Source organism: Pedobacter sp. 22163 (genome assembly GCF_052045595.1).
GTDB lineage: Bacteria > Bacteroidota > Bacteroidia > Sphingobacteriales > Sphingobacteriaceae > Pedobacter.
In genome coordinates this window covers 596,342-615,921 of sequence record NZ_JBQEPM010000004.1, presented here as the reverse complement: position 1 = coordinate 615,921, position 19,580 = coordinate 596,342, and the positions used below count along the sequence as shown (strand labels likewise).

The 19,580-nt window shown below is 38.6% G+C and carries 16 protein-coding genes; 7 read left to right on the top strand and 9 right to left on the bottom strand.

The window, feature by feature from the left end:
* Positions 1 to 119 precede the first annotated feature (119 nt).
* From ACTJKN_RS13800 to ACTJKN_RS13785, 4 genes are all read right to left on the bottom strand, one after another.
* Complete coding sequence (locus tag ACTJKN_RS13800; RefSeq protein ID WP_440825792.1) at positions 120 to 1,637, bottom strand: GH3 auxin-responsive promoter family protein; 1,518 nt, start codon at positions 1,635 to 1,637, stop codon at positions 120 to 122.
* A 158-nt stretch (positions 1,638 to 1,795) separates the two neighbouring features.
* On the bottom strand, positions 1,796 to 2,536 hold the full coding sequence (gene lptB, locus ACTJKN_RS13795) for an LPS export ABC transporter ATP-binding protein (RefSeq protein ID WP_057931148.1): 741 nt from the start codon (positions 2,534 to 2,536) through the stop codon (positions 1,796 to 1,798).
* Between the two features lie 88 nt (positions 2,537 to 2,624).
* A complete protein-coding gene (recJ, locus tag ACTJKN_RS13790; RefSeq protein ID WP_230145945.1) occupies positions 2,625 to 4,325 on the bottom strand; it encodes a single-stranded-DNA-specific exonuclease RecJ in 1,701 nt (566 codons plus the stop codon).
* A gap of 195 nt (positions 4,326 to 4,520) precedes the next feature.
* Positions 4,521 to 5,846: a sulfatase-like hydrolase/transferase gene (locus tag ACTJKN_RS13785; protein ID WP_440825789.1), complete on the bottom strand. Its 1,326-nt coding sequence runs from the start codon at positions 5,844 to 5,846 to the stop codon at positions 4,521 to 4,523.
* A 112-nt stretch (positions 5,847 to 5,958) separates the two neighbouring features.
* Here ACTJKN_RS13785 and ACTJKN_RS13780 point away from each other — a divergent pair, with 112 nt between their 5' ends.
* Complete coding sequence (locus ACTJKN_RS13780) at positions 5,959 to 6,726, top strand: MBL fold metallo-hydrolase (protein WP_440825787.1); 768 nt, start codon at positions 5,959 to 5,961, stop codon at positions 6,724 to 6,726.
* A 286-nt stretch (positions 6,727 to 7,012) separates the two neighbouring features.
* Here ACTJKN_RS13780 and ACTJKN_RS13775 read toward each other — a convergent pair whose 3' ends face one another.
* Positions 7,013 to 7,600, bottom strand: a complete 588-nt coding sequence (locus ACTJKN_RS13775; RefSeq protein ID WP_440825785.1) for a YceI family protein — start codon at positions 7,598 to 7,600, stop codon at positions 7,013 to 7,015.
* Positions 7,601 to 7,918: 318 nt separating this feature from the next.
* Between ACTJKN_RS13775 and ACTJKN_RS13770 the strand changes: the two genes are divergently transcribed.
* Together ACTJKN_RS13770 and ACTJKN_RS13765 are read left to right on the top strand one after the other, a co-directional pair.
* A complete protein-coding gene (locus tag ACTJKN_RS13770) occupies positions 7,919 to 8,368 on the top strand; it encodes a hypothetical protein (protein ID WP_440825783.1) in 450 nt (149 codons plus the stop codon).
* A gap of 44 nt (positions 8,369 to 8,412) precedes the next feature.
* Positions 8,413 to 8,730 carry an eCIS core domain-containing protein gene (locus ACTJKN_RS13765; protein ID WP_440825781.1) on the top strand — a complete coding sequence of 106 codons (318 nt, stop codon included), beginning with the start codon at positions 8,413 to 8,415 and terminating at the stop codon, positions 8,728 to 8,730.
* Between the two features lie 569 nt (positions 8,731 to 9,299).
* On the opposite strand, the gene gcvP is transcribed toward ACTJKN_RS13765, so the two are convergent.
* The gene (gcvP, locus tag ACTJKN_RS13760) at positions 9,300 to 12,176 is read right to left on the bottom strand and encodes an aminomethyl-transferring glycine dehydrogenase (RefSeq protein WP_440825780.1); all 2,877 of its coding nucleotides are present in this window, start codon (positions 12,174 to 12,176) and stop codon (positions 9,300 to 9,302) included.
* 338 nt (positions 12,177 to 12,514) lie between these two features.
* Between gcvP and ACTJKN_RS13755 the strand changes: the two genes are divergently transcribed.
* Positions 12,515 to 13,363, top strand: coding sequence for a hypothetical protein (locus tag ACTJKN_RS13755; protein WP_440825779.1), 849 nt, complete (start codon positions 12,515 to 12,517; stop codon positions 13,361 to 13,363).
* A 238-nt stretch (positions 13,364 to 13,601) separates the two neighbouring features.
* Here the strand turns inward: ACTJKN_RS13755 and ACTJKN_RS13750 are convergent, their stop codons facing one another.
* The 3 genes from ACTJKN_RS13750 to ACTJKN_RS13740 all read right to left on the bottom strand — a co-directional run bounded on the left by ACTJKN_RS13750 (position 13,602) and on the right by ACTJKN_RS13740 (position 16,090).
* Positions 13,602 to 14,165 carry a hypothetical protein gene (locus ACTJKN_RS13750; RefSeq protein ID WP_057931158.1) on the bottom strand — a complete coding sequence of 188 codons (564 nt, stop codon included), beginning with the start codon at positions 14,163 to 14,165 and terminating at the stop codon, positions 13,602 to 13,604.
* A gap of 199 nt (positions 14,166 to 14,364) precedes the next feature.
* Complete coding sequence (locus tag ACTJKN_RS13745) at positions 14,365 to 15,255, bottom strand: EamA family transporter (RefSeq protein WP_440825777.1); 891 nt, start codon at positions 15,253 to 15,255, stop codon at positions 14,365 to 14,367.
* A 118-nt stretch (positions 15,256 to 15,373) separates the two neighbouring features.
* A complete protein-coding gene (locus ACTJKN_RS13740; RefSeq protein WP_440825776.1) occupies positions 15,374 to 16,090 on the bottom strand; it encodes a pyridoxine 5'-phosphate synthase in 717 nt (238 codons plus the stop codon).
* Positions 16,091 to 16,173: 83 nt separating this feature from the next.
* Here ACTJKN_RS13740 and ACTJKN_RS13735 point away from each other — a divergent pair, with 83 nt between their 5' ends.
* The 3 genes from ACTJKN_RS13735 to ACTJKN_RS13725 all read left to right on the top strand — a co-directional run bounded on the left by ACTJKN_RS13735 (position 16,174) and on the right by ACTJKN_RS13725 (position 19,478).
* Entirely contained in the window at positions 16,174 to 17,814 is a 1,641-nt protein-coding gene (locus tag ACTJKN_RS13735; protein WP_440825774.1) for an ArnT family glycosyltransferase, read from the top strand.
* 1 nt (position 17,815) lies between these two features.
* Positions 17,816 to 18,196, top strand: a complete 381-nt coding sequence (locus tag ACTJKN_RS13730; RefSeq protein WP_440825773.1) for a GtrA family protein — start codon at positions 17,816 to 17,818, stop codon at positions 18,194 to 18,196.
* Between the two features lie 301 nt (positions 18,197 to 18,497).
* On the top strand, positions 18,498 to 19,478 hold the full coding sequence (locus ACTJKN_RS13725) for a polysaccharide deacetylase family protein (RefSeq protein WP_440825771.1): 981 nt from the start codon (positions 18,498 to 18,500) through the stop codon (positions 19,476 to 19,478).
* The last annotated feature ends 102 nt before the right edge of the window (positions 19,479 to 19,580 follow it).

Here is a 19,580-nt window from a genome sequence, read left to right as displayed (position 1 = left end):
GATGTTTTTCATTATTGAGCAGCGTTATCAAATATACTAAAGTCACATTGAGCTTGTGAATGCTTTTATAAGATCTTCGACAGGCTCAGACTGACATGTGTGAATGAGATTTATTAAATTTAAGAAGATTTCATCATCTCCAAAATATCATCAACATATTTTCGCTCATTGGCTAAACGCGGTACTTTATGCTGTCCACCGAGTTTATCTTTTGCCTTTAACCAATTATAGAAAGTATTTGCGGGGGCATTATGCACTTTGGGACGGGCTAAAGCCATATCCTTAAAACGTTTAGCATCGTAATCGGAATTCACCGCACGTAATGTATTGTCCATAATATCTACAAACTTTTCAAAATCGTTAGGTTGTTTATCGAATTCTATGATCCACTCGTGCCCACCAGCTTTTTCATCTTTAAAGTAAATAGGTCCGGCAGTATAATCTTTAATTTCGGCACCGGTTTCCTGGCAAGCTTTGGTTAAGGCCTGTTCTGCATTGTCGATAATCACTTCTTCGCCAAAGGCATTAATGAAATGTTTGGTACGTCCGGTAATTTTAATACGGTAAGGAGAAAGTGAGGTAAACTGAATGGTATCGCCGATCATATAACGCCATAAACCACCGTTTGTAGAAATTACGATGGCGTAATTTTTATGCAGTTCTACTTCACCCAGCATTAAAGCTTTAGGATTTTCTTCACAGATATTCTCCATCGGCACAAACTCATAAAAAATACCATAATCTAACATCAGCAACATTTCTTCTGAGTTATCCTGATCCTGAATACCAAAAAATCCTTCGGAGGCATTATAAGTTTCCAGATAATACATGTCTGCGGATGGAATGAGCTGTTTAAACTGTTCGCGATAAGGTGCGAAGTTTACCGCACCATGGATATACAATTCGAGGTTTGGCCAAACCTCCAGTAAATTCTGCTTTCCGGTAAGTTCGAGCACCTTTTTAGCCAGTACAATAGTCCATGTTGGCACACCCGAAATACTAGTTACATTTTCATTGATAGTGGCTTCTGCCATTCTATCCATCTTAATTTCGTAATTATCCATCAATGCGATAGACATATCAGGCGTACGGTAATATTCGGCCCAGATTGGCAGGTTTTTGATCAGCACGGCAGATAAATCGCCATAAAAACAATCTTCATTTAACTGATTAACCTGATGGCTTCCACCCAACACCAAGCCTTTTCCGGTAAACATCTGGTTATCGGGACGGTTATTGCAATAGATAGAGAGCATATCCTTTCCTCCCTTAAAGTGGCATTCTTCCAATGATTCTGGAGAAACAGGAATAAACTTACTCCTATCACTTGTGGTGCCCGATGATTTTGCAAACCACTTGATATCTGATGGCCAGAGAATATTTTGTTCCCCATTAAGCATGCGCTCAATATAAGGTTTTAAGGTATCGTAGTTTTGGATCGGAACACGTTCCTGATATTGTTGTGGAGTTAAGATCGATTTATAATCGTACAGTTTGCCCCATTCGGTATTTTCGGCACTATCAATCAAGTTATGGAACCACTCTTCCTGGACATCGTACGGATATTTCATAAAAAGCTCGATCTGGTGGATCCGCTTTTTCATTAACCAGGTAAAAATTGAATTTACAAATGCCATATTAGAAAATAAACAGCTGATTTTTACCACAGATGTTGACAGATAAACACAGATACTGTTGTTTTTGTTGCAACAATAATCCGATCTTTTTACCTGAAATAATTTTAGCTGTGTTTATCATTTTTATTCCCGAAATCCGGAATAAGAATTGGTTAATATTAAACATCAAATTTCTTACGTTTCAATACAAAGTTCGATCCAAGATAAACTTTTCTTACCATCTCGTTCTCAGCCAACACTTCTGGAACACCCTGTTCTAAAATTTTACCTTCAAAAAGCAGATATGCCCTATCGGTAATCGACAGTGTTTCCTGTACATTGTGATCGGTAATTAAAATGCCTATGTTTTTATGTTTCAGTTTAGCAACAATACTTTGGATTTCTTCTACCGCAATTGGGTCTACGCCTGCAAAAGGTTCATCCAATAAGATAAAATTAGGGTTAGCGGCTAAGGCACGTGCGATTTCGGTACGGCGGCGTTCACCTCCTGATAATAAATCGCCACGGTTTTTACGCACTTTATGTAAACTAAACTCGTTGATTAGTTCTTCGAGTTTATCACGCTGTTCTTCCTTGGTCAATTTGCTCATTTCCAAAATGGCCAGAATATTATCTTCTACAGTAAGTTTCCTAAAAACCGATGCCTCCTGAGCTAAATAACCGATTCCTTTTTGCGCCCTGCGGTACATCGGATCTTCGGTAATATCTTCTTCTTCCAAGAAGATACGGCCTTCGTTTGGTTTAATTAAACCAACAATCATGTAAAAGGAAGTTGTTTTTCCGGCACCGTTCGGACCTAAAAGCCCAACAATTTCCCCTTGGCTAACATTAAAAGAAACATTGTTTACAACAGTACGCTGTTTATATTTTTTAACCAGATTTTCGGCTCTTAATATCATATATTGATTGCTCCGTCATCCTGAATTTAGTTCAGGATCTTTCTAATTAGATGCTGAAACAAGTTCAGCATGACGATTTATTTTATAGTTAATTAACTTTTATTCCTTTAATATTTAATTGCAAACGTTTCTTATCACGCCACACGTTTTCCTCTAATGTATAACAAACCGAAAACGGCACCTTTGGTTGTAAAAGATTTTGAAATTCTGCCAACCCAAATGCAATGCCTTCAAAAATAGGCGAATTTTGTTGTTTTATGTTAATTTTTAAATGATTTGCACCAACAGCCATGGCTTGCTGTGCAAGATATACATTATGGGTAACAAATATAGGCGCCATATTTTCTGGTCCGAAGGGGCCCATCTGCGATAAAACACGATAGAATTTACCATCTATCTGTGCCAGCTCGATTTCGGCATCAATCCTGATCATCGGCGTAAGCAACTCCTCTGTAATACTCGCCGATACAATTTCTTCGAATTTATCAGCAAAGGCATCTACATTATGCTGTTGCATGGTTAAGCCTGCAGCAAATTTATGCCCGCCGTATTGATCCAGTAAATCGGCACAACCGCTTAAAGCTTCGTACAGATCGAAACCAATTACCGATCGGCAAGAACCTGCTACATGTCCGTTGGATTTTGTTAATACGATTGTTGGGCGATAATATTTTTCAGTTAAACGCGAGGCCACAATCCCGATTACCCCCTTATGCCAGTTTTCGTTAAATACAACGGTTGTTTTTTTGTTGATCAGGATGTCACTTTCGCCAATTAAAGCCAAAGCCTCACGGGTAATGTCCTGATCGTAAGTTTTACGCTCAGTATTTTTAAGATTAATCAGTTCACTCTGTTCTAGTGCGTTGCCATCTACCTGGCAAAGCAACATGGCAACTGCATGTTTAGCATGGTCTATCCTTCCGGCGGCATTAATCCGCGGGCCTAAGGTAAAAACCACATCGGTAATGCTATAGTTTTCGGTTTTGCCCGAAACTTCCATTAGGGCACGTAAACCTTCACATGGATTGGAATTTAATTTTTTTAAGCCGTAATAAGCTAAAATCCTGTTCTCCCCCACTACCGGAACAATATCAGCCGCAATGCTTACCATTACCAAATCTAAATATTGCAGATAAGTTTCTTTAGGGAGCTGATGTTTTTGCGCATATGCCTGTGCAAGTTTAAAGCCTATACCGCAACCGGCCAGTTCTTTAAAAGGGTACGCACAATCAGCACGTTTAGGATCTAAAACGGCAATAGCCTGAGGGAGTTCATCCCCAGGTAAATGGTGATCGCAGATAATGAAATCGACACCTAAAGTGTTGGCGTAATCAATTTTATCGATAGATTTTATTCCACAATCTAAGGCAATAATTAAAGAGAACCCATTTTCATTGGCATAATCAATCCCTGCGGTAGAAATGCCGTATCCTTCCAGATAGCGATCGGGGATATAATATTCGATGTTTTTAGTGAGCTGCGAAAAGAAACTGAAGGCCAGTGCAACCGAAGTTGTACCGTCTACATCATAATCGCCATAGATCAGTATTTTTTCATGGGTGGCCAATGCCGTTTCAATGCGGGCAATAGCAACATCCATATCTTTCATTAAAAAAGGATCATGAAGATGGTCAAGATCTGGCCTGAAGAAATCTTTTGCCTGATCGAAATCACAAATATTCCGCTGTACGAGTATTTGTGCAAGTGAGCGATCTATATTAAGTTGTTCTGCTATTTTTGTTATCGCAGCATCATTGCAATCTGATGCCAGTACCCATCTTTTTTCCATTTATTCTGTCTCCGAACAGTAAATATACATTTTAATTGTATATGCTAGCCATCCTTACTCGGGTTGTTCCCGCAGATTTTGCAGAAAAGGCACGCAGATTATTGGAACTTAAATAAATCTGATTTAATCTGCGTTTTTTATCCCATTAAATCTGCGGGCAAAATCAAACAAAGCCGCTAAGAGCTAAAATCAAATTTATTTAGAATCCCCAGGATAAGCCTGATAAAGTTTCATTAAATGCGCTTTCTGCTCGGCATATTTTGCATCATCAACCAAATTTACGCGCTCTGCCGGATCCCACGATAAATTATAAAGTTCGGTAAGTTCTTTATTGTCTTTTTTGGTAATCCTCAACTTCCAATCGCCATCTTTTACGCCTTCTAAAACATAATTGTGGTAATAAATCGGGCGGTGAGGTTTAGTGTTGTTTTTACTGGTCAGCAAGGCTGAAATAGATTCCCCATCATACACTTTTTGAGGTAATTTACTTTTTGTCCATTCGGCCAATGTAGGAAAAACATCCAGATTTGAAATGGGCTTGGTTAACTGGCTATTGTTAAGGGTATGCCCTTTCCAATATACAATAAATGGAACGCGATGACCACCTTCGTAAGAAATCCCTTTCGAACCCCTAAAAATTCCTGCGGAGCCAACATGGTAAAATTTGGTAAAACCATCCTCATACATACGCTGTGGTGCATTTATCCACGGACCGTTATCGCTGGTGAAGATAAAAATGGTATTGTCTGCCTGTCCGGAAGCGACCACTTGCTTCCAGATTGCAGCCAAACCGGCATCCATATCTTCGATTACATCACCAAGTTCACCACCGGCAGAAGGTGTTTTTCTACTTTTTTGTGCCGCAAAAGCAACAGGCAAATGTGGCATATTTTGCGCCAGGTAGAGAAAAAACGGTTTTTTAGCAGCAGCACTTTGTTTAATGAATTTGATCGATTCGCGGGTGTAAGAACTCGTTAAAATGCTATCGTTCGGTTTATAGATTTCTGGTTTGGTATTTCTAAAAATCTTGATCGTTGTATCGGTTTTAACATAAGGCGCTCTATAATCGTGGCTATATAAAAGGCCATAAAACTCATCAAAGCCCTTTTTATTTGGCAGCGATGCACCATGATCGCCCAAATGCCATTTACCGACTAAAGCGGTAGCATAACCTGATTGTTTAAGCATCTGTGCAATGGTAATCTCATCTTCAGGTATGCCACGTTTATCGCCCGGACCAATCGGCCATGGTAAATCCATCCTGCTACAGTATCTTCCGGTGAGCAACGATGCCCTCGATGGCGTACAGGTTGGTGAGGTGGTTACGAAGTTTGTAGCTTTTATTCCTTTCGTAGCCATTCCATCCAAAAATGGTGTTTTGATCAGCGGACTTCCATAACATGAAATGTCAGCATACCCCATATCATCAGCCAATACAATAATTACGTTTGGTTTTTGCTGTGCTTTTAACTGTATCGAAAAACTACAAGCCAGCAGAAAAATTAAGATTCGGAGATTCATGCCTGAAATTTAAGCATCATATTTTACAAAAAAAGGAAGTATCCAAGCTTTTACCAAAACAAATACTCAAATTTAGATTGTTACCTTTGTAGAAACATTAAAGATCTACATTTTGCAAGTTCACACCCTATTCGAAGGCACCTATTCTGTTGATGCAACAAAGAAATTTGTTCCTTTCGACCCTGCCATACATCATTTTAAAGACAGACCCGCATCGCTATTCATTAACGTTCAGCCTTTTTTGGTTGAGCTGAAAAACGACCTCGTACTTTTTGATACGGGTTTAGGATTTAGTGATGACCATGGCGAACTTATTTTGCACAAAAACATCCGCAATGCAGGTTTCGACCCTACTGATGTAACCAAGGTGTTAATGTCGCATTTACATTACGACCATTCTGGTGGCATGATCCATAAACAGGGGAATGGTACAGTTGAATTAAGTTTCCCTGATGCTGAATATGTAATTAACCGAGGCGAATGGGAAACAGCATTTAGCAGCACTTCATCTTCTTACCACACCGATATTTTCGATTTTGTACAACGCAATGCACAATTAAAATTTGTAGAGGGCGATGGCGCATTGGATGAAACCATTGCTTATGAATTTACAGGTGCGCACTGTCCCAACCATCAGGTTTTCCTTTTAACCGAAGGCAAGCAAAAGATATTTTTTGGTGGCGATGTACTGCCTGAACCTGAAGAACTGGTTAAAAACTTTATTGCCAAATACGATTTCGATGGCCGCAAGGCAATGGAATTACGCAAGGAGTTTGGAAAAAGAGCAACCGAAGAAAACTGGGAATGTTTGTTCTACCATGGCAAAAGCGCAGCAACTGGTTTTGTTGATGCGGTTGAAGGCGGATTTAGGATAAGATAAGCTCCACCGTTTTTTACCGCAAAGGACACAAAGAAGAAACGCAAAGCACGCAGAGTTTCTTTTTTTACCACAGAGGTCACAAAGAAAGGCACAAAGTGCCAGAGCTGGGTGCATACTTAGAATTCTGGATAGCTCAGTGTTCCTCTGTGTTAAACTCAGTGTACTCGGTGGTAAAGCTTAGCACTCTTTATTTTCCGTGCCTTCTGTGTTTCCGTGGCTAAAGATATAATCCACAAAAAAAGCCCAGACTAATGCCTGAGCTTTAATTTTTCCGAGACGGAAATAATTATTTTTTAGCTACCAATTTAACAGCTAATTCAAAGTTATCATCAATTGCTTTGTCGCCAATGCTATCGAAGAATGATTTAGAACCATATTTGATGTCATATTTAGTTCTATCAACAACGATTTTACCTGCTAAAGCTGAAGCTGTACCATCTGCATTAACCGTTACAGTTGCAGGGAAGCTTAATGGTTTAGTAATACCTTTGATGGTTAAATTACCTGATACCGTTACGTTTGCTCCTGAGCCAGCAACTTTAGTAATTACGAAAGTTGAAGTTGGGAATTTAGCTGTACCGAAGAAATCGTCTGCTTTTAAGTGTCCTTCTAATTTAGCGCTTCCATCAGCATCTTTAATTGAAGCCATATCAATAACAAAAGTACCACCAGTTACACTTTTACCGTTAACGGCTAAGGTACCTGATTGTAAAGCTACAGTTCCGTTGTGAGAACCTGTTACTTTTTTACCAACCCAAGTAATGGTTGATTTTGCTGCATCTACAGTATAAGTTACTGGTTTAGTAGGGTTTTTAAAAGCTGACAAGGCTACAACTGCCACTAATAAAAAAATTGAGCTAATTTTTAATTTCATTTTCTGGTTTTTTATAATTTGATACAAATATAGATTAACTCCCGATCTCTTGTTATTGACCTATGTTAAGTTTTTCAAAAATAATCGGATTTATTTAAAATCATTCTATTGACTATAGAAATATAGTAATGGTTTAATTTGTTTACTTTTTTATGTGAATATAGAAAGGTAGAAGGCGGAGGGTTTAAGGTAGAGAGTCTCCTTGGCATCGCCAAAAAAAATGCAAATATTTAATACATACCTATCATGCTTAATTTTATTCTATACTGTTCATAGAAAAAATAATCTTCTATATTTAGACAATAATATTAAACGCTCATGAAAAATAAAATTTACGTTTCATTATATTTATTCAGCTTATTACTTATTGCAAGCAGTTGTAATTTCAACAGCACTTATTTAAACCGCGAAGAAGATAAAAAAGATGCGGAGAAAGTAGCGGATCAATTTTACACTTTGGTTGAGAAAAATGATTTGAAAAATCTAAACCCTCTTCTTAGCAATCAATTTAAAGCAGTAACCAGTACACAGAAATTAAATGATTATTTAACCGGAACTGCCAACAAGTTGGGCGCGATAAAAAGCCAAAAATTAGATCATTGGGAAACGAAAGTAATTAGAGGCTCAAATCCGTCTGCAACGTATGTACTATATTATATCGTAGAAAGAACAAAATTCCAAGCAAAAGAAACAGTTACTTTAACTGCAGAAAACGACCAGATTAAAATTTTAGGATACAATGTAAATTCTGAAGGTTTATTAAAATAAGAAGAATTCTTGATCTATAAGGCATTTAAATCGGCAACTAAATCATGGCAAAGAAAAATCTACCCGATAATTTAAAAAATGGCATTGAAGCACTTTCGGGCATTTCAATGGATCGCGTGAAAGTACACACAAATTCGGATAAATCTGCACAATTAAAGGCTTTGGCCTATGCGAATGGTACTGATGTTCATTTAGCTGCTAATGAAGAAACGCATTTACCGCATGAGGCATGGCATGTGGTACAGCAAAAACAAGGTAGAGTTAAACCAACAACACAATTAAATTCCGATATAACAGTTAACAACGATCCTGGTTTAGAAAAAGAAGCTGATGAAATGGGATCAAAAGCAACTGGTCTTTAAATTATAAATAAGGCACCCGCTTTTTATATTACGGCGTTTGACTTTTATATTAATGCATCCGCTTTTTACAATAACGCACCTTATTTTTATAATAACGCACCCGCGATTTACATTAACCCACCCGCGATTTATATTAACTTACCCGCGATTTATATTATTGCACCCGCTAAGTTAAATACCACTCACTCTGAATTGGCTTCCCACCCAGTCACCTCCTTTATAAACCTGACAGTAGCGAAAATCCTTTTTGTTTGCACTTACAGTAAAAGATTACTTCGTCGTTTCTCCTAACAATGACGATAACGAGAGCAGAAACCACAAAAAGATTGAAGCGAATGGCAGGACTGCCGCTTCCGATGGAAAGCTGGCATTCTTTTTCAAAAAAAATCTGCAAGCCTTATAAAATGAATTTATAAAACTTGCAGATCAATATGTTCGCGAGGACACGGACCTGGGCTCAAAATTTTTCTAAATAGATTGCCACGTCGTTCCTCCTCGCAATGACGATCGGGAGTAATTAAGGCGATGGAAGGGAAAACCTTAAACCATCTACCTTCCTACCCTCAACCTTAGGGAACGATCTCTTCTAAATAACTCTCAATCGGCGGGCAAGCACAGATTAATGCCCTATCGCCATGGCTATCGTTAACACGACCAACTGAAGGCCAGAACTTGCGTTCTAACACATAAGGAAGCGGGAACGCAGCTGTTTGACGGCTATAAGCATGATCCCACTCGTTAGCGGTAATTACCGAAACCGTATGAGGTGCATTTTTTAATGGGTTATCTATTTTATCTAAACTACCGTTTTCTACAGCGGTAATTTCGTTTTTAATCGCGATTAAGGCGTCGCAGAAACGGTCTAACTCATGTTTAGGTTCTGATTCTGTAGGCTCAACCATCAAAGTACCCGCAACTGGGAACGAAACTGTTGGTGCGTGGAAACCATAATCCATTAAACGTTTTGCAATATCGGTCACTTCAATTCCGAAAGCTTTGAACGAACGGCAATCTAAAATCATCTCATGTGCACAACGGCCCTGAGCGCCTGAATAAAGCACTGGATAGTGTTGCTCTAAACGCGCTTTCATGTAGTTTGCGTTTAAAATCGCATATTTAGTAGCGTTGGTTAATCCTTCAGCACCCATCATTGCGATATATGCATGAGAGATAATCAAAATCGAAGCCGAACCCCATGGCGCAGATGAAACTGCAGAAATAGATTTTCCTTTGTCGATATCAACTACAGCATGACCTGGAAGATAAGGAACCAGGTGTTTTGCCACACCGATTGGGCCCATACCCGGACCACCGCCACCGTGAGGGATACAGAAAGTTTTATGTAAGTTTAAGTGACAAACATCGGCACCGATATTGGCCGGACTTGTTAAACCAACCTGTGCATTCATGTTTGCACCATCCATATATACTTGTCCGCCATTAGCGTGAATGGTTTCGCAAATTTCGATAATGCTTTCTTCGAACACACCGTGAGTAGATGGATAAGTTACCATCAAACACGATAAGTTGTCTTTGTGTAATTCTGCTTTCGCTTTTAAATCTTCAACATCGATGTTGCCATTTTCTAAAGATTTAACCACAACAATTTTCATATCGGCCATTGCAGCAGAAGCAGGGTTTGTTCCGTGTGCCGAAGCAGGAATTAACGCTACATTACGGTGGAAATCGCCTCTATCGTGATGATAAGCGCGGATAACCATTAAACCAGCATATTCGCCCTGAGCACCAGCATTTGGCTGTAAACTCATTGCGGCAAAACCGGTAATTTCACTTAACCATTTATCCAGTTCGTTAAAAACCGAATAGTAACCCAATACCTGATCGGCAGGTGCAAATGGGTGAATGCGACCAAAGTGAGACCAGGTAACCGGAATCATCTCTGCCGTAGCATTTAATTTCATGGTACAGCTACCCAAAGCAATCATCGAGTGGCAAAGCGATAAGTCTTTTGCTTCTAATGATTTGATATAACGCAACATTTCATGTTCTGAATGGTGCAGATTAAAGATCGGGTGTGTTAAATAAGCTGAAGTACGTTGTAGTGAAGCAGGGATAACTGTTTCTACATTTTCTACCACTTCAACCTGATCAGCTGCAATGGCTTTAACTTTAGCAAAGATTTTAGCAATTAAAGCTACATCTTCGAAAGTACTGGTTTCATCGAACGAAATAGTTGCAACGTTACCAACATAATTTAAGTTGATTTCGTTATCGATACATCCTGAATGGATACTGCCCTTTAAATCGCCTAAATCGAAACGGATCGTATCGAAGTAAGCAGAATTTAACTGCTCAAAGCCTAAACCTTTCAACGTAGAAGCTAAGCTGATGGCCAAACCGTGGGTACGTTCTGCAATGGCTTTTAATCCTTTCGGACCGTGATAAGCGGCATAAAAACCGGCCATAATGGCCAATAATGCCTGAGCGGTACAGATGTTTGATGTTGCTTTATCTCTACGGATGTGCTGCTCGCGGGTTTGCAAAGCCATACGTAAAGCATAATCGCCGTGACTATCGATGGTTACACCGATAATACGGCCTGGGATGTTACGTTTGTATTCTTCCTTAGTTGCAAAAAATGCAGCATGTGGCCCACCAAAACCCATTGGTATACCCAAACGTTGTGTAGTACCTACCACTACATCAGCTCCCCATTCGCCCGGAGGTGTTAACAAGGTTAAGCTTAAAATATCGGCAACTACCGTTAATTTAATATTTTGGTTGTGCAATGCCGATGCGAAGGCTGCATAATCAAAAACTTCACCGTTTCCTGCCGGATACTGAACAATTGCACCAAAGAAATCTTCAGTAGCTACGAAATCTAAATGACTTCCGATCACCAGTTCAATGCCGTAAGGATTAGCACGGGTTTTTAAAATATCGATCGTTTGAGGGAAAAGCAATTCAGAAACGAAGAACTTTTTAGCTGCCTGATTTTTACGCAAGCTATATTGCATAAACATCGCTTCAGCGGCAGCAGTACCTTCATCCAATAAAGATGCATTGGCAATTTCCATTCCGGTTAAATCGATAACCATGGTTTGGAAGTTTAACAAAGCCTGTAAACGGCCCTGTGCAATTTCCGCCTGATATGGCGTATATTGTGTGTACCATCCTGGGTTTTCGAATACGTTACGTAAAATTACACCCGGGGTAATGGTATCATAATAACCCTGTCCGATAAAGCTTTTGAAAACTTTATTCAACAATGAAGTTTGTTTTAAAGCACCAAGATATTCAGTTTCTGATTTTGCTGCAGGCAAATTTAATGGCTGTTTCAACCTAATTGCCGTCGGAACAGTTTGTTCAATCAGCTCATCAATAGAATTTACGCCAACAGTTTGCAACATTTCGGCTGTATCTGCCTCATTTGGTGCAATATGACGATTTTGAAAATCTTCCTTGTAGTGGATATTTAAGCTCATGCGGTATGAATAATAAATTTGCGTGCAAAGGTAGCAAAAACGAAGCTGTATTTCACTATCAATCAGTGTAAAAAAGGTGTCCTATTTATACTTAAAAGCGACAAAATAGGTAGATTTTATACACCAACAAGAAGACAAACGTTTGTTCATTTTAAACGGAAACAGATTATTCGGAAAGCAGGACGTGTACTGAAATTAAAATCTGTTTAACCCATCAACTTCGATCTTTTGTAGTCTGTTAGGCTGAGGTCCGAAACACCTCAATGTAAAATAGAAGCTACCTAGGGAAAGAAAAAAAGCATTTGCATACTTTTGAACAGTATCTACTCCTCTTTTTTATGTCAACTTGCAAAAATAACGTCGCACTTTTAGTTCATGCCTGCGATAGTTATGAATTTCTTTATAAAGGTTTTGATTACACTTTCTCAGAAAACTGGGATTTTAAAATACCATGCAATTATTATTTCGCTACAGAAATAATAAACGCTGATGTGAATGGCTTTACAAACATCCAATCGGGCAAAGGTGAATGGGCCGATCGGCTGGTAACGTTGTTAGGTAATATAGACGAAGAATATGTACTCTATTTCCAGGAAGATATGTGGTTAAGTAAACCCGTAAATCTCATGTTCTTTACAGCGCTGTTCGAACAGGCAATTAAAAACGATTGGCAACAGGTAAAACTCCATAGTTCTGGTGTTTACAAAACGAAAGAAACCACTAATTTTATTGAAGGATTTAATATTGCGGAGATCGATAATGAGGCGTCAAATTATTTAATGTCGCACCAGATTACCCTTTGGAAAAAAGATTTTCTGCTTGCCCAGCTGCATAAAAAAGAACATCCATGGAGGAATGAACGGAAAGGCACCAGAAGGTTAAAAAAATTAAACCCGCTCATTCTTCATGCCGATTATTTTGCAGAAAACGGCGCAGAGGAGAACAATAAAAATAAAAACCCATCGGAACGAAGTGAGTATTATGCCGTTTCATTTAACAGCACCTTAAATCACAATGCCATTCGGTTTATCGAAGTATTAAGGTCGGGTAGTCAACCTCAAAAAGACTATGCTGCAGAACTGCTAAACCATTACGACAACAATTTAACGCATAGCGGTAAGGAAAGGCCTAAAAAAGAAGATCTTTTTAAGAAGCTTAAAACGTATCTATCGAAAAAGAATTCGTAATTAATTTACGCATATCATATAGGTTTGAAAAGCAATGGCTGTGCTAAAATTTAAGTTTGTTCCCGCCATTTGCTACAATCTTTTTGCTACTCTCTCGTCATACTGAAGGTTGCTGCAAACAAAAAGTATTTTCACTGCTGTCGGGTTTAAAAACAAGGGAACTGCAAGAAACAGAGGTTGCAGGGCCCAATAGGCATTACGTTTTTTATCTTTGGTCTTTCAGCTTTAGTCTTTAAATCTACTTCTGCACTTTCCAACCCTCGTCTTTACTCAATTTTAATTTATAAGTTTTGGTAATGAAGTTGCTATTTTTGTTCGCATCCTTATCAAAAGGTTCGAAATCAGTAGTGGTCATTTTAAGCGATACGGTAACCTTTGCCGTGCTTGAGTTTACCTGAGCAAAATCGACTGGTTTCTCATCCGATAAAACGTACTCTACTACTTTTACAGTTGCCTTATCACCATCCTGTTTCAATACCAACGGACTTGCCTTATCGGTTAAAGTGATCTGATAAACGTAGCTGCTATCTTTCGATAAGAATTTTTTCTTTGCTTCCTTTAAGCTTAACGAAACCAGACCTTTACTCGCTAAAGATTTATACTTCCCAAGCTCGAACATGTCGTTTGTGCTGTTGAATTTGATCTCCCCAAAATTAAATCTGGCGGTTTTATATTCGGGATTGGCTTTTAAATAATCGGTAATTACCTCAGCAGCTTCGTCCTGATTGATGGTAGTTTTGGTTTTACATGCGGTTAATCCGACGATGATAAAGGATAAAATATAAATAGTAAGTTTTTTCATGTATATATGCTTTATGCTTTTTAAAGATATTTATTTTTAGTCTAACCGCAAAGAGCGCAAAGTTTATTAATCTTTAAGGCTTAAACCACAAAGGCGCTAAGAACGCTAAGTTTGCATTCAAGGCACAACAATAAATTCAAAAGCCCTGCTTTGCGTCCTCTGCGTCTTCACTCTGTGTGCTTTGCGGTAAAAAACTAGATTAATCTCGCTTTAAATATTTCAGATTCGGCAAAACCATCGCTGATAAAATTACCACAACGCCAACCCACCTTAAAAGCGATACCTGTTCTTGTAACACGAAACCCGCCATCATTACAGCAACAGGCAACTCTGCGGCGCTTAGTATCGAACTCAAGGCTGTTCCAATTCTGGGCACACCTTCTGCGTAAAATAAAGGTGGAATAACCGTACCGAAAACTGAGATAATCAATCCCCATTTTAATAAGCTGCCATTTAAAGCACCATTAAACAAGAATGTTGGTGGAAAAATAATGAAGATCAATATACAGGCACCAGTAATCATCAGGGCACTTTTTTGCAATGGAGCATATTCATTTCCAATCCGGCCACTCAGCAGCAAAAAGCCCGCATAAGAAATTGCAGCCAATAAACCGAAACCAATCCCTTTTAAATCCATGCTCTTGATACTTGTTTCAGCCATTCCGCTGGCCAAAACAGTTCCAGCTAAGACTAACAGGATTGCCAGGAGCTGTAAGCCTGTGGGCTTCTTTTTAAAGATGAGATATTCCATTAAAATACTCATCCAGATAAACTGCATTAACAAAATGATGGCTACCGAATTTGGCACAAGCTTTACACATTGATAATAAAACACGCTCACTAATCCAGTACATGTTCCCGCCAGCACCATTTTCCACCGAGGGGTTTTAATGATGATTGTTTTGGCTTTATAACCAGTGGTTCTGCTTTGAAAGAAAAATAGCACCCATAAAATTACGGCACCAAAGAAAGCCTGAGCCCCTGTAACATCACCCAGCGTATAACCTTCATGATAAGCCAGTTTAACAAAAGTAGAGAGGATACCAAAACTACAGGCACCAAAAAAGACAAGGAGAATTCCTTTTAACATAAAATCCAATATTTAACCGCAAAGGACGCCAAGGTTTTCGCAAGGCACCGCAAAGATTAACTAAAATCTATACACCCTACTTTGCGTCCCTTTTCTTTGCAGTCTTTGCGGTTAAAGACTAAGCCAATTGTTGTAAATATTTCTGAATGGTAGTTTCCAAACCTAAATAAAGCGCATCGCTAATTAAAGCATGGCCGATAGAAACTTCCAGCAAACCTGGGATACTCTGTGCAAAATAATGTAGGTTGTGTAAGTCGAGATCATGCCCGGCATTAATTCCCAGGCCTAATTTATTGGCATGATGTGCCGCAGCAACATAACTTATAACGGCTTTTTCGCGATCGGCAAAATAATTATGCGCATAAGCTTCTGTATATAACTCAATACGATCTGTTCCGGTTTCTACCGCTCCTTCAACCATCTCTACAACCGGATCTACAAAAATAGAAACGCGGATGTTTTCCTTTTGGAAAACAGCAACCATCTCTCTCAGGTAATCTTTATGTTTGATAGTATCCCAACCATGGTTTGATGTAATCTGGCCCTCGGCATCGGGCACCAAAGTAACCTGGGCAGGTTTGTTGGCTAAAACCAGATCAACAAATTTATCTTCTTTGCAATTTCCTTCAATATTAAATTCTGTCGCAATAACGGCCTTTAAATCGTAAACATCCTGGTAACGGATATGGCGTTCATCAGGCCGTGGATGCACCGTAATTCCCTGCGCGCCGAAACGTTCGCAATCTAGTGCAACCTTAACCAGATCAGGATTATTACCTCCGCGACTGTTGCGAAGTGTAGCAATTTTATTGATATTAACCGATAACTTTGTCATGAAGCAAAGATAAGGCTTTGCCTCTGTTAATCTTAAACCTTAAAAAAATTTGACTTTTTTTTGCTCATATTTGCTTCTTGTAAATGAACTTAAAAGATACAACACTATATAAATTCCTGATCGTTTTACTTGCAATTGCAAGTATACCAGCACTTTTTGGCGGCGTGATGGAACCCGATGGCGCATTGTACGCTTCCATGTCTAAAAACATCATTCTGTTTAAAGATTGGTTTAACCTTTATGGCCGTGGGGCCGACTGGCTGGACAAACCCCACCTCACTTTTTGGATTTCCGCAGCATCCTTTAAAATTTTCGGAATCTCATCCCTCGCCTATAAATTACCATCATTTCTGTTCGGTTTACTGGGCGCGTGGTATTTATATAAATTAGCCAAAGATATATATGATGAAAAAACCGGATTGATCAGTGCGGTAATTTTTCTAAGTGCCTTGCATATCATAACTTCTACATTTGATGTTAGGGCCGAAATTTATATTACCACTTTTACATTAGCATCTATTTACCATTATTATAAAGCACATCAAAATTCTTTCTGGCACATTGTAGCAGGTTCATTTTTTGCTGCCTGCGCGATATTGATCAAAGGAATTTTTGTGTTGATTCCGGTATTTGCCGGTTTTATTATCTATTGGTTGCTTACAAAACAATACCATCAGCTTTTAAAACCAAAATGGTATATCGCCATTCTTTTGATTTTTGTTTTTATTACCCCCGAGCTGTATTCGCTTTACACGCAATTCGATCTGCATCCCGAAAAAATTGTTTTTGAAAGGACTGGTGTTTCGGGTTTAAAATTTTTCTTTTGGGACAGTCAGTTTGGAAGGTTTTTTAACAATGGGCCAATTAAAGGCAAAGGGGATATTTCCTTTTTTCTACACACTACCCTTTGGGCATTCCTTCCTTGGTCTGTACTATTTTATACGGCCGTTGTAAATCTGTTTAAAAGAAAAAACAGAACTGCTTTAGCGCCCGAAAGCATTATGATCTGGGCAAGTGCAGCGGTTACTTTTCTGATCTTTTCGCTTTCTAAATTTCAGTTGCCCCATTATATACTGATCATCTTTCCTCAGTTTTCGATCATCACAGCCTTGTACTTAAGGAAGCTTGGCGGCAAAGGTTTAAAAACCTTCTTCATTATACAGAACATCATTTTCATTTTGGTTATTGCCTTACTTTCTTTCTTAGCCCTTTTCTTTGGATTTGAAAGTCCATATTTAATTATCGGCATCCCGATTGTTGTTCTCGCTATCTCTTTCTTACTATTCAAAGGCATTTTATTGGAAACCATCATTGCCAGAAGTGCATTTTTATCTGTTGGTTTAATGATATTTCTCTTCATTTTTTTCTACCCTGCCCTTTTAAAATATCAATCGGGTATGCAGGCCGGTAATTGGTTAAAGCAAAATTATCCTACGGCTAAACCTGCAGTATTAAATTATATAGATGCATTTTCTTTTGATTTTTATGCCCCGGGTGAAGTAAAATATCTGCATAATTATACCGATCTCAACAAATCAAAGCACCTAAAAGACCTGGTTATATACATTCCGGAACAGGAATTGGCAAAACTAAAAAGCGAATACCATGCTGAAATTCTAAAATCGTTTGAATATTTTCATACAACCAAACTGACGGGTAAATTTTTAAACGTGAAAACTCGTCCACAGGTTTTAGAACGCTTTTATTTGGTTAAAATACATTAACATGGATTTATTTTTCCGCATCTTAAAATTTGGATTAACCGGTTTCCTCGGGATGGCAATAGATTTCGGTGCCACCTGGTTATGTAAGGAAAAAATCAAAATAGACAAATACATTGCCAATGCCATCGGTTTTACGCTTGCAGTAACCAATAATTACCTGATTAACCGGGTTTGGACTTTCGAAAGTACCAATACGCATTGGGGAACCGAATTCAGCAAGTTTTTAGTGGTGAGTTTAATTGGTTTAGGACTAAACACCTTTATCATTTACCTTTTTCATCAAAGGAAAAACGGCACCAATTTTTACGTAGCCAAATTCTTTGCAATAGTGATTGTTTTTGTGTGGAATTTCCTCGCGAATATGCTTTTTACATTTAGGTAAAAGTTTTGAAATACTTTCTAAATAGATCCTGAAACAAGTTCAGGATGGCGGTTGGCTGAAGATTTTATGTAATTAGCATGGCCCAATGAACCAATGACCAGTGAACAAATGAACCAATTTAAGTAACGTTTTTGCCAATAAAATAGAACACAACGAGCCATATTAATCCTTTAATCAGGAAGAATAAAAACCCAACCAGCCCTACCCGCTTAAACCATAATTTTACTTTTTCTTTGTTCATGGCGATGTTTGTAAAGATAATGGATTTGCCTTAAATTAGAAAGATTTTAAATAAGGAAATATGACATTATCTAAATCTTTGCGACTCATTATTTTTTCCCTTTGCTTTTTTGGTGTTAAAGCTTTTGCACAGAATTTTGATGATATCAAACGTTACAAGGTGAACTTTGCTACCGCCGCCCGTGCTAATGAAAAACTGATTGCAGTTAGAAGTTTTACTGCAAATAATCAAAAATATTTATTGCTAGTGAATCCCGAAACTTTAGATACCAAAGTAGATCTGGCCAGTAATTATCATACAAGTAGTTTACAATTTCAGAACGTATTAGCGATTTTCAAAAATACAGCCTATGTTAAATCAATAGAAGCAGCGGCAGCTAAAGATCTACAGCTTCAAAATGCAGGAATCGATCATGCCATTCCGAACGAAAAGGGCATTACCTTAACGATTGATCTTTGTCCCTCGCACAAGGCTTTAGACAGGATTATTTTTCAATCTGTTTTCGATGAATTTAAAAAGATAGAACAGCCTGCACCCCTCGCGATTTCTGTTTCTGGCAAATGGATGCTAAAACATCAGGATGATTTGAACTGGCTTAAAAGTCTGGTAGAGAAAAAGGAACTGAATATTACCTGGATAAACCATACCTACAACCACGAAGTAAATAAGTTGCCCTTAGCTGAAAACTTTCTATTGGCACCTGGAACAAATTTAGATGTGGAGGTATTGGAGAATGAAAAACTGATGCTCAAAAATGGTCTAACTCCATCTGTATTTTTTCGTTTCCCCGGCCTGGTATCGGATAAGACCGTTGTTGAAAAAATTGAAGCCTATGGATTAATTCCTGTTGGAAGTGATGCCTGGCTGGCCAAAGGACAACAGCCTAATGCAGGCAGTATTGTATTGATCCACGGCAACGGGAATGAAGAAATCGGTGTGAAAGATTTTATCCAGTTATTAAAAACCAGACAGGCCGATGTGAAAAGCAAACAATGGCTGCTTTTTGATTTAAGAGAAGGTTTGGAAAAGGAATTTGAATAGGCTGCTTTTTAACCGCAAAGGACGCAGAGGGAAGGCGCGGAGAGCATAAGGTTGGGTGCATAGCTGTAATAAAGCTTTGCGTCCTTTGCGAAAAACTTTGCG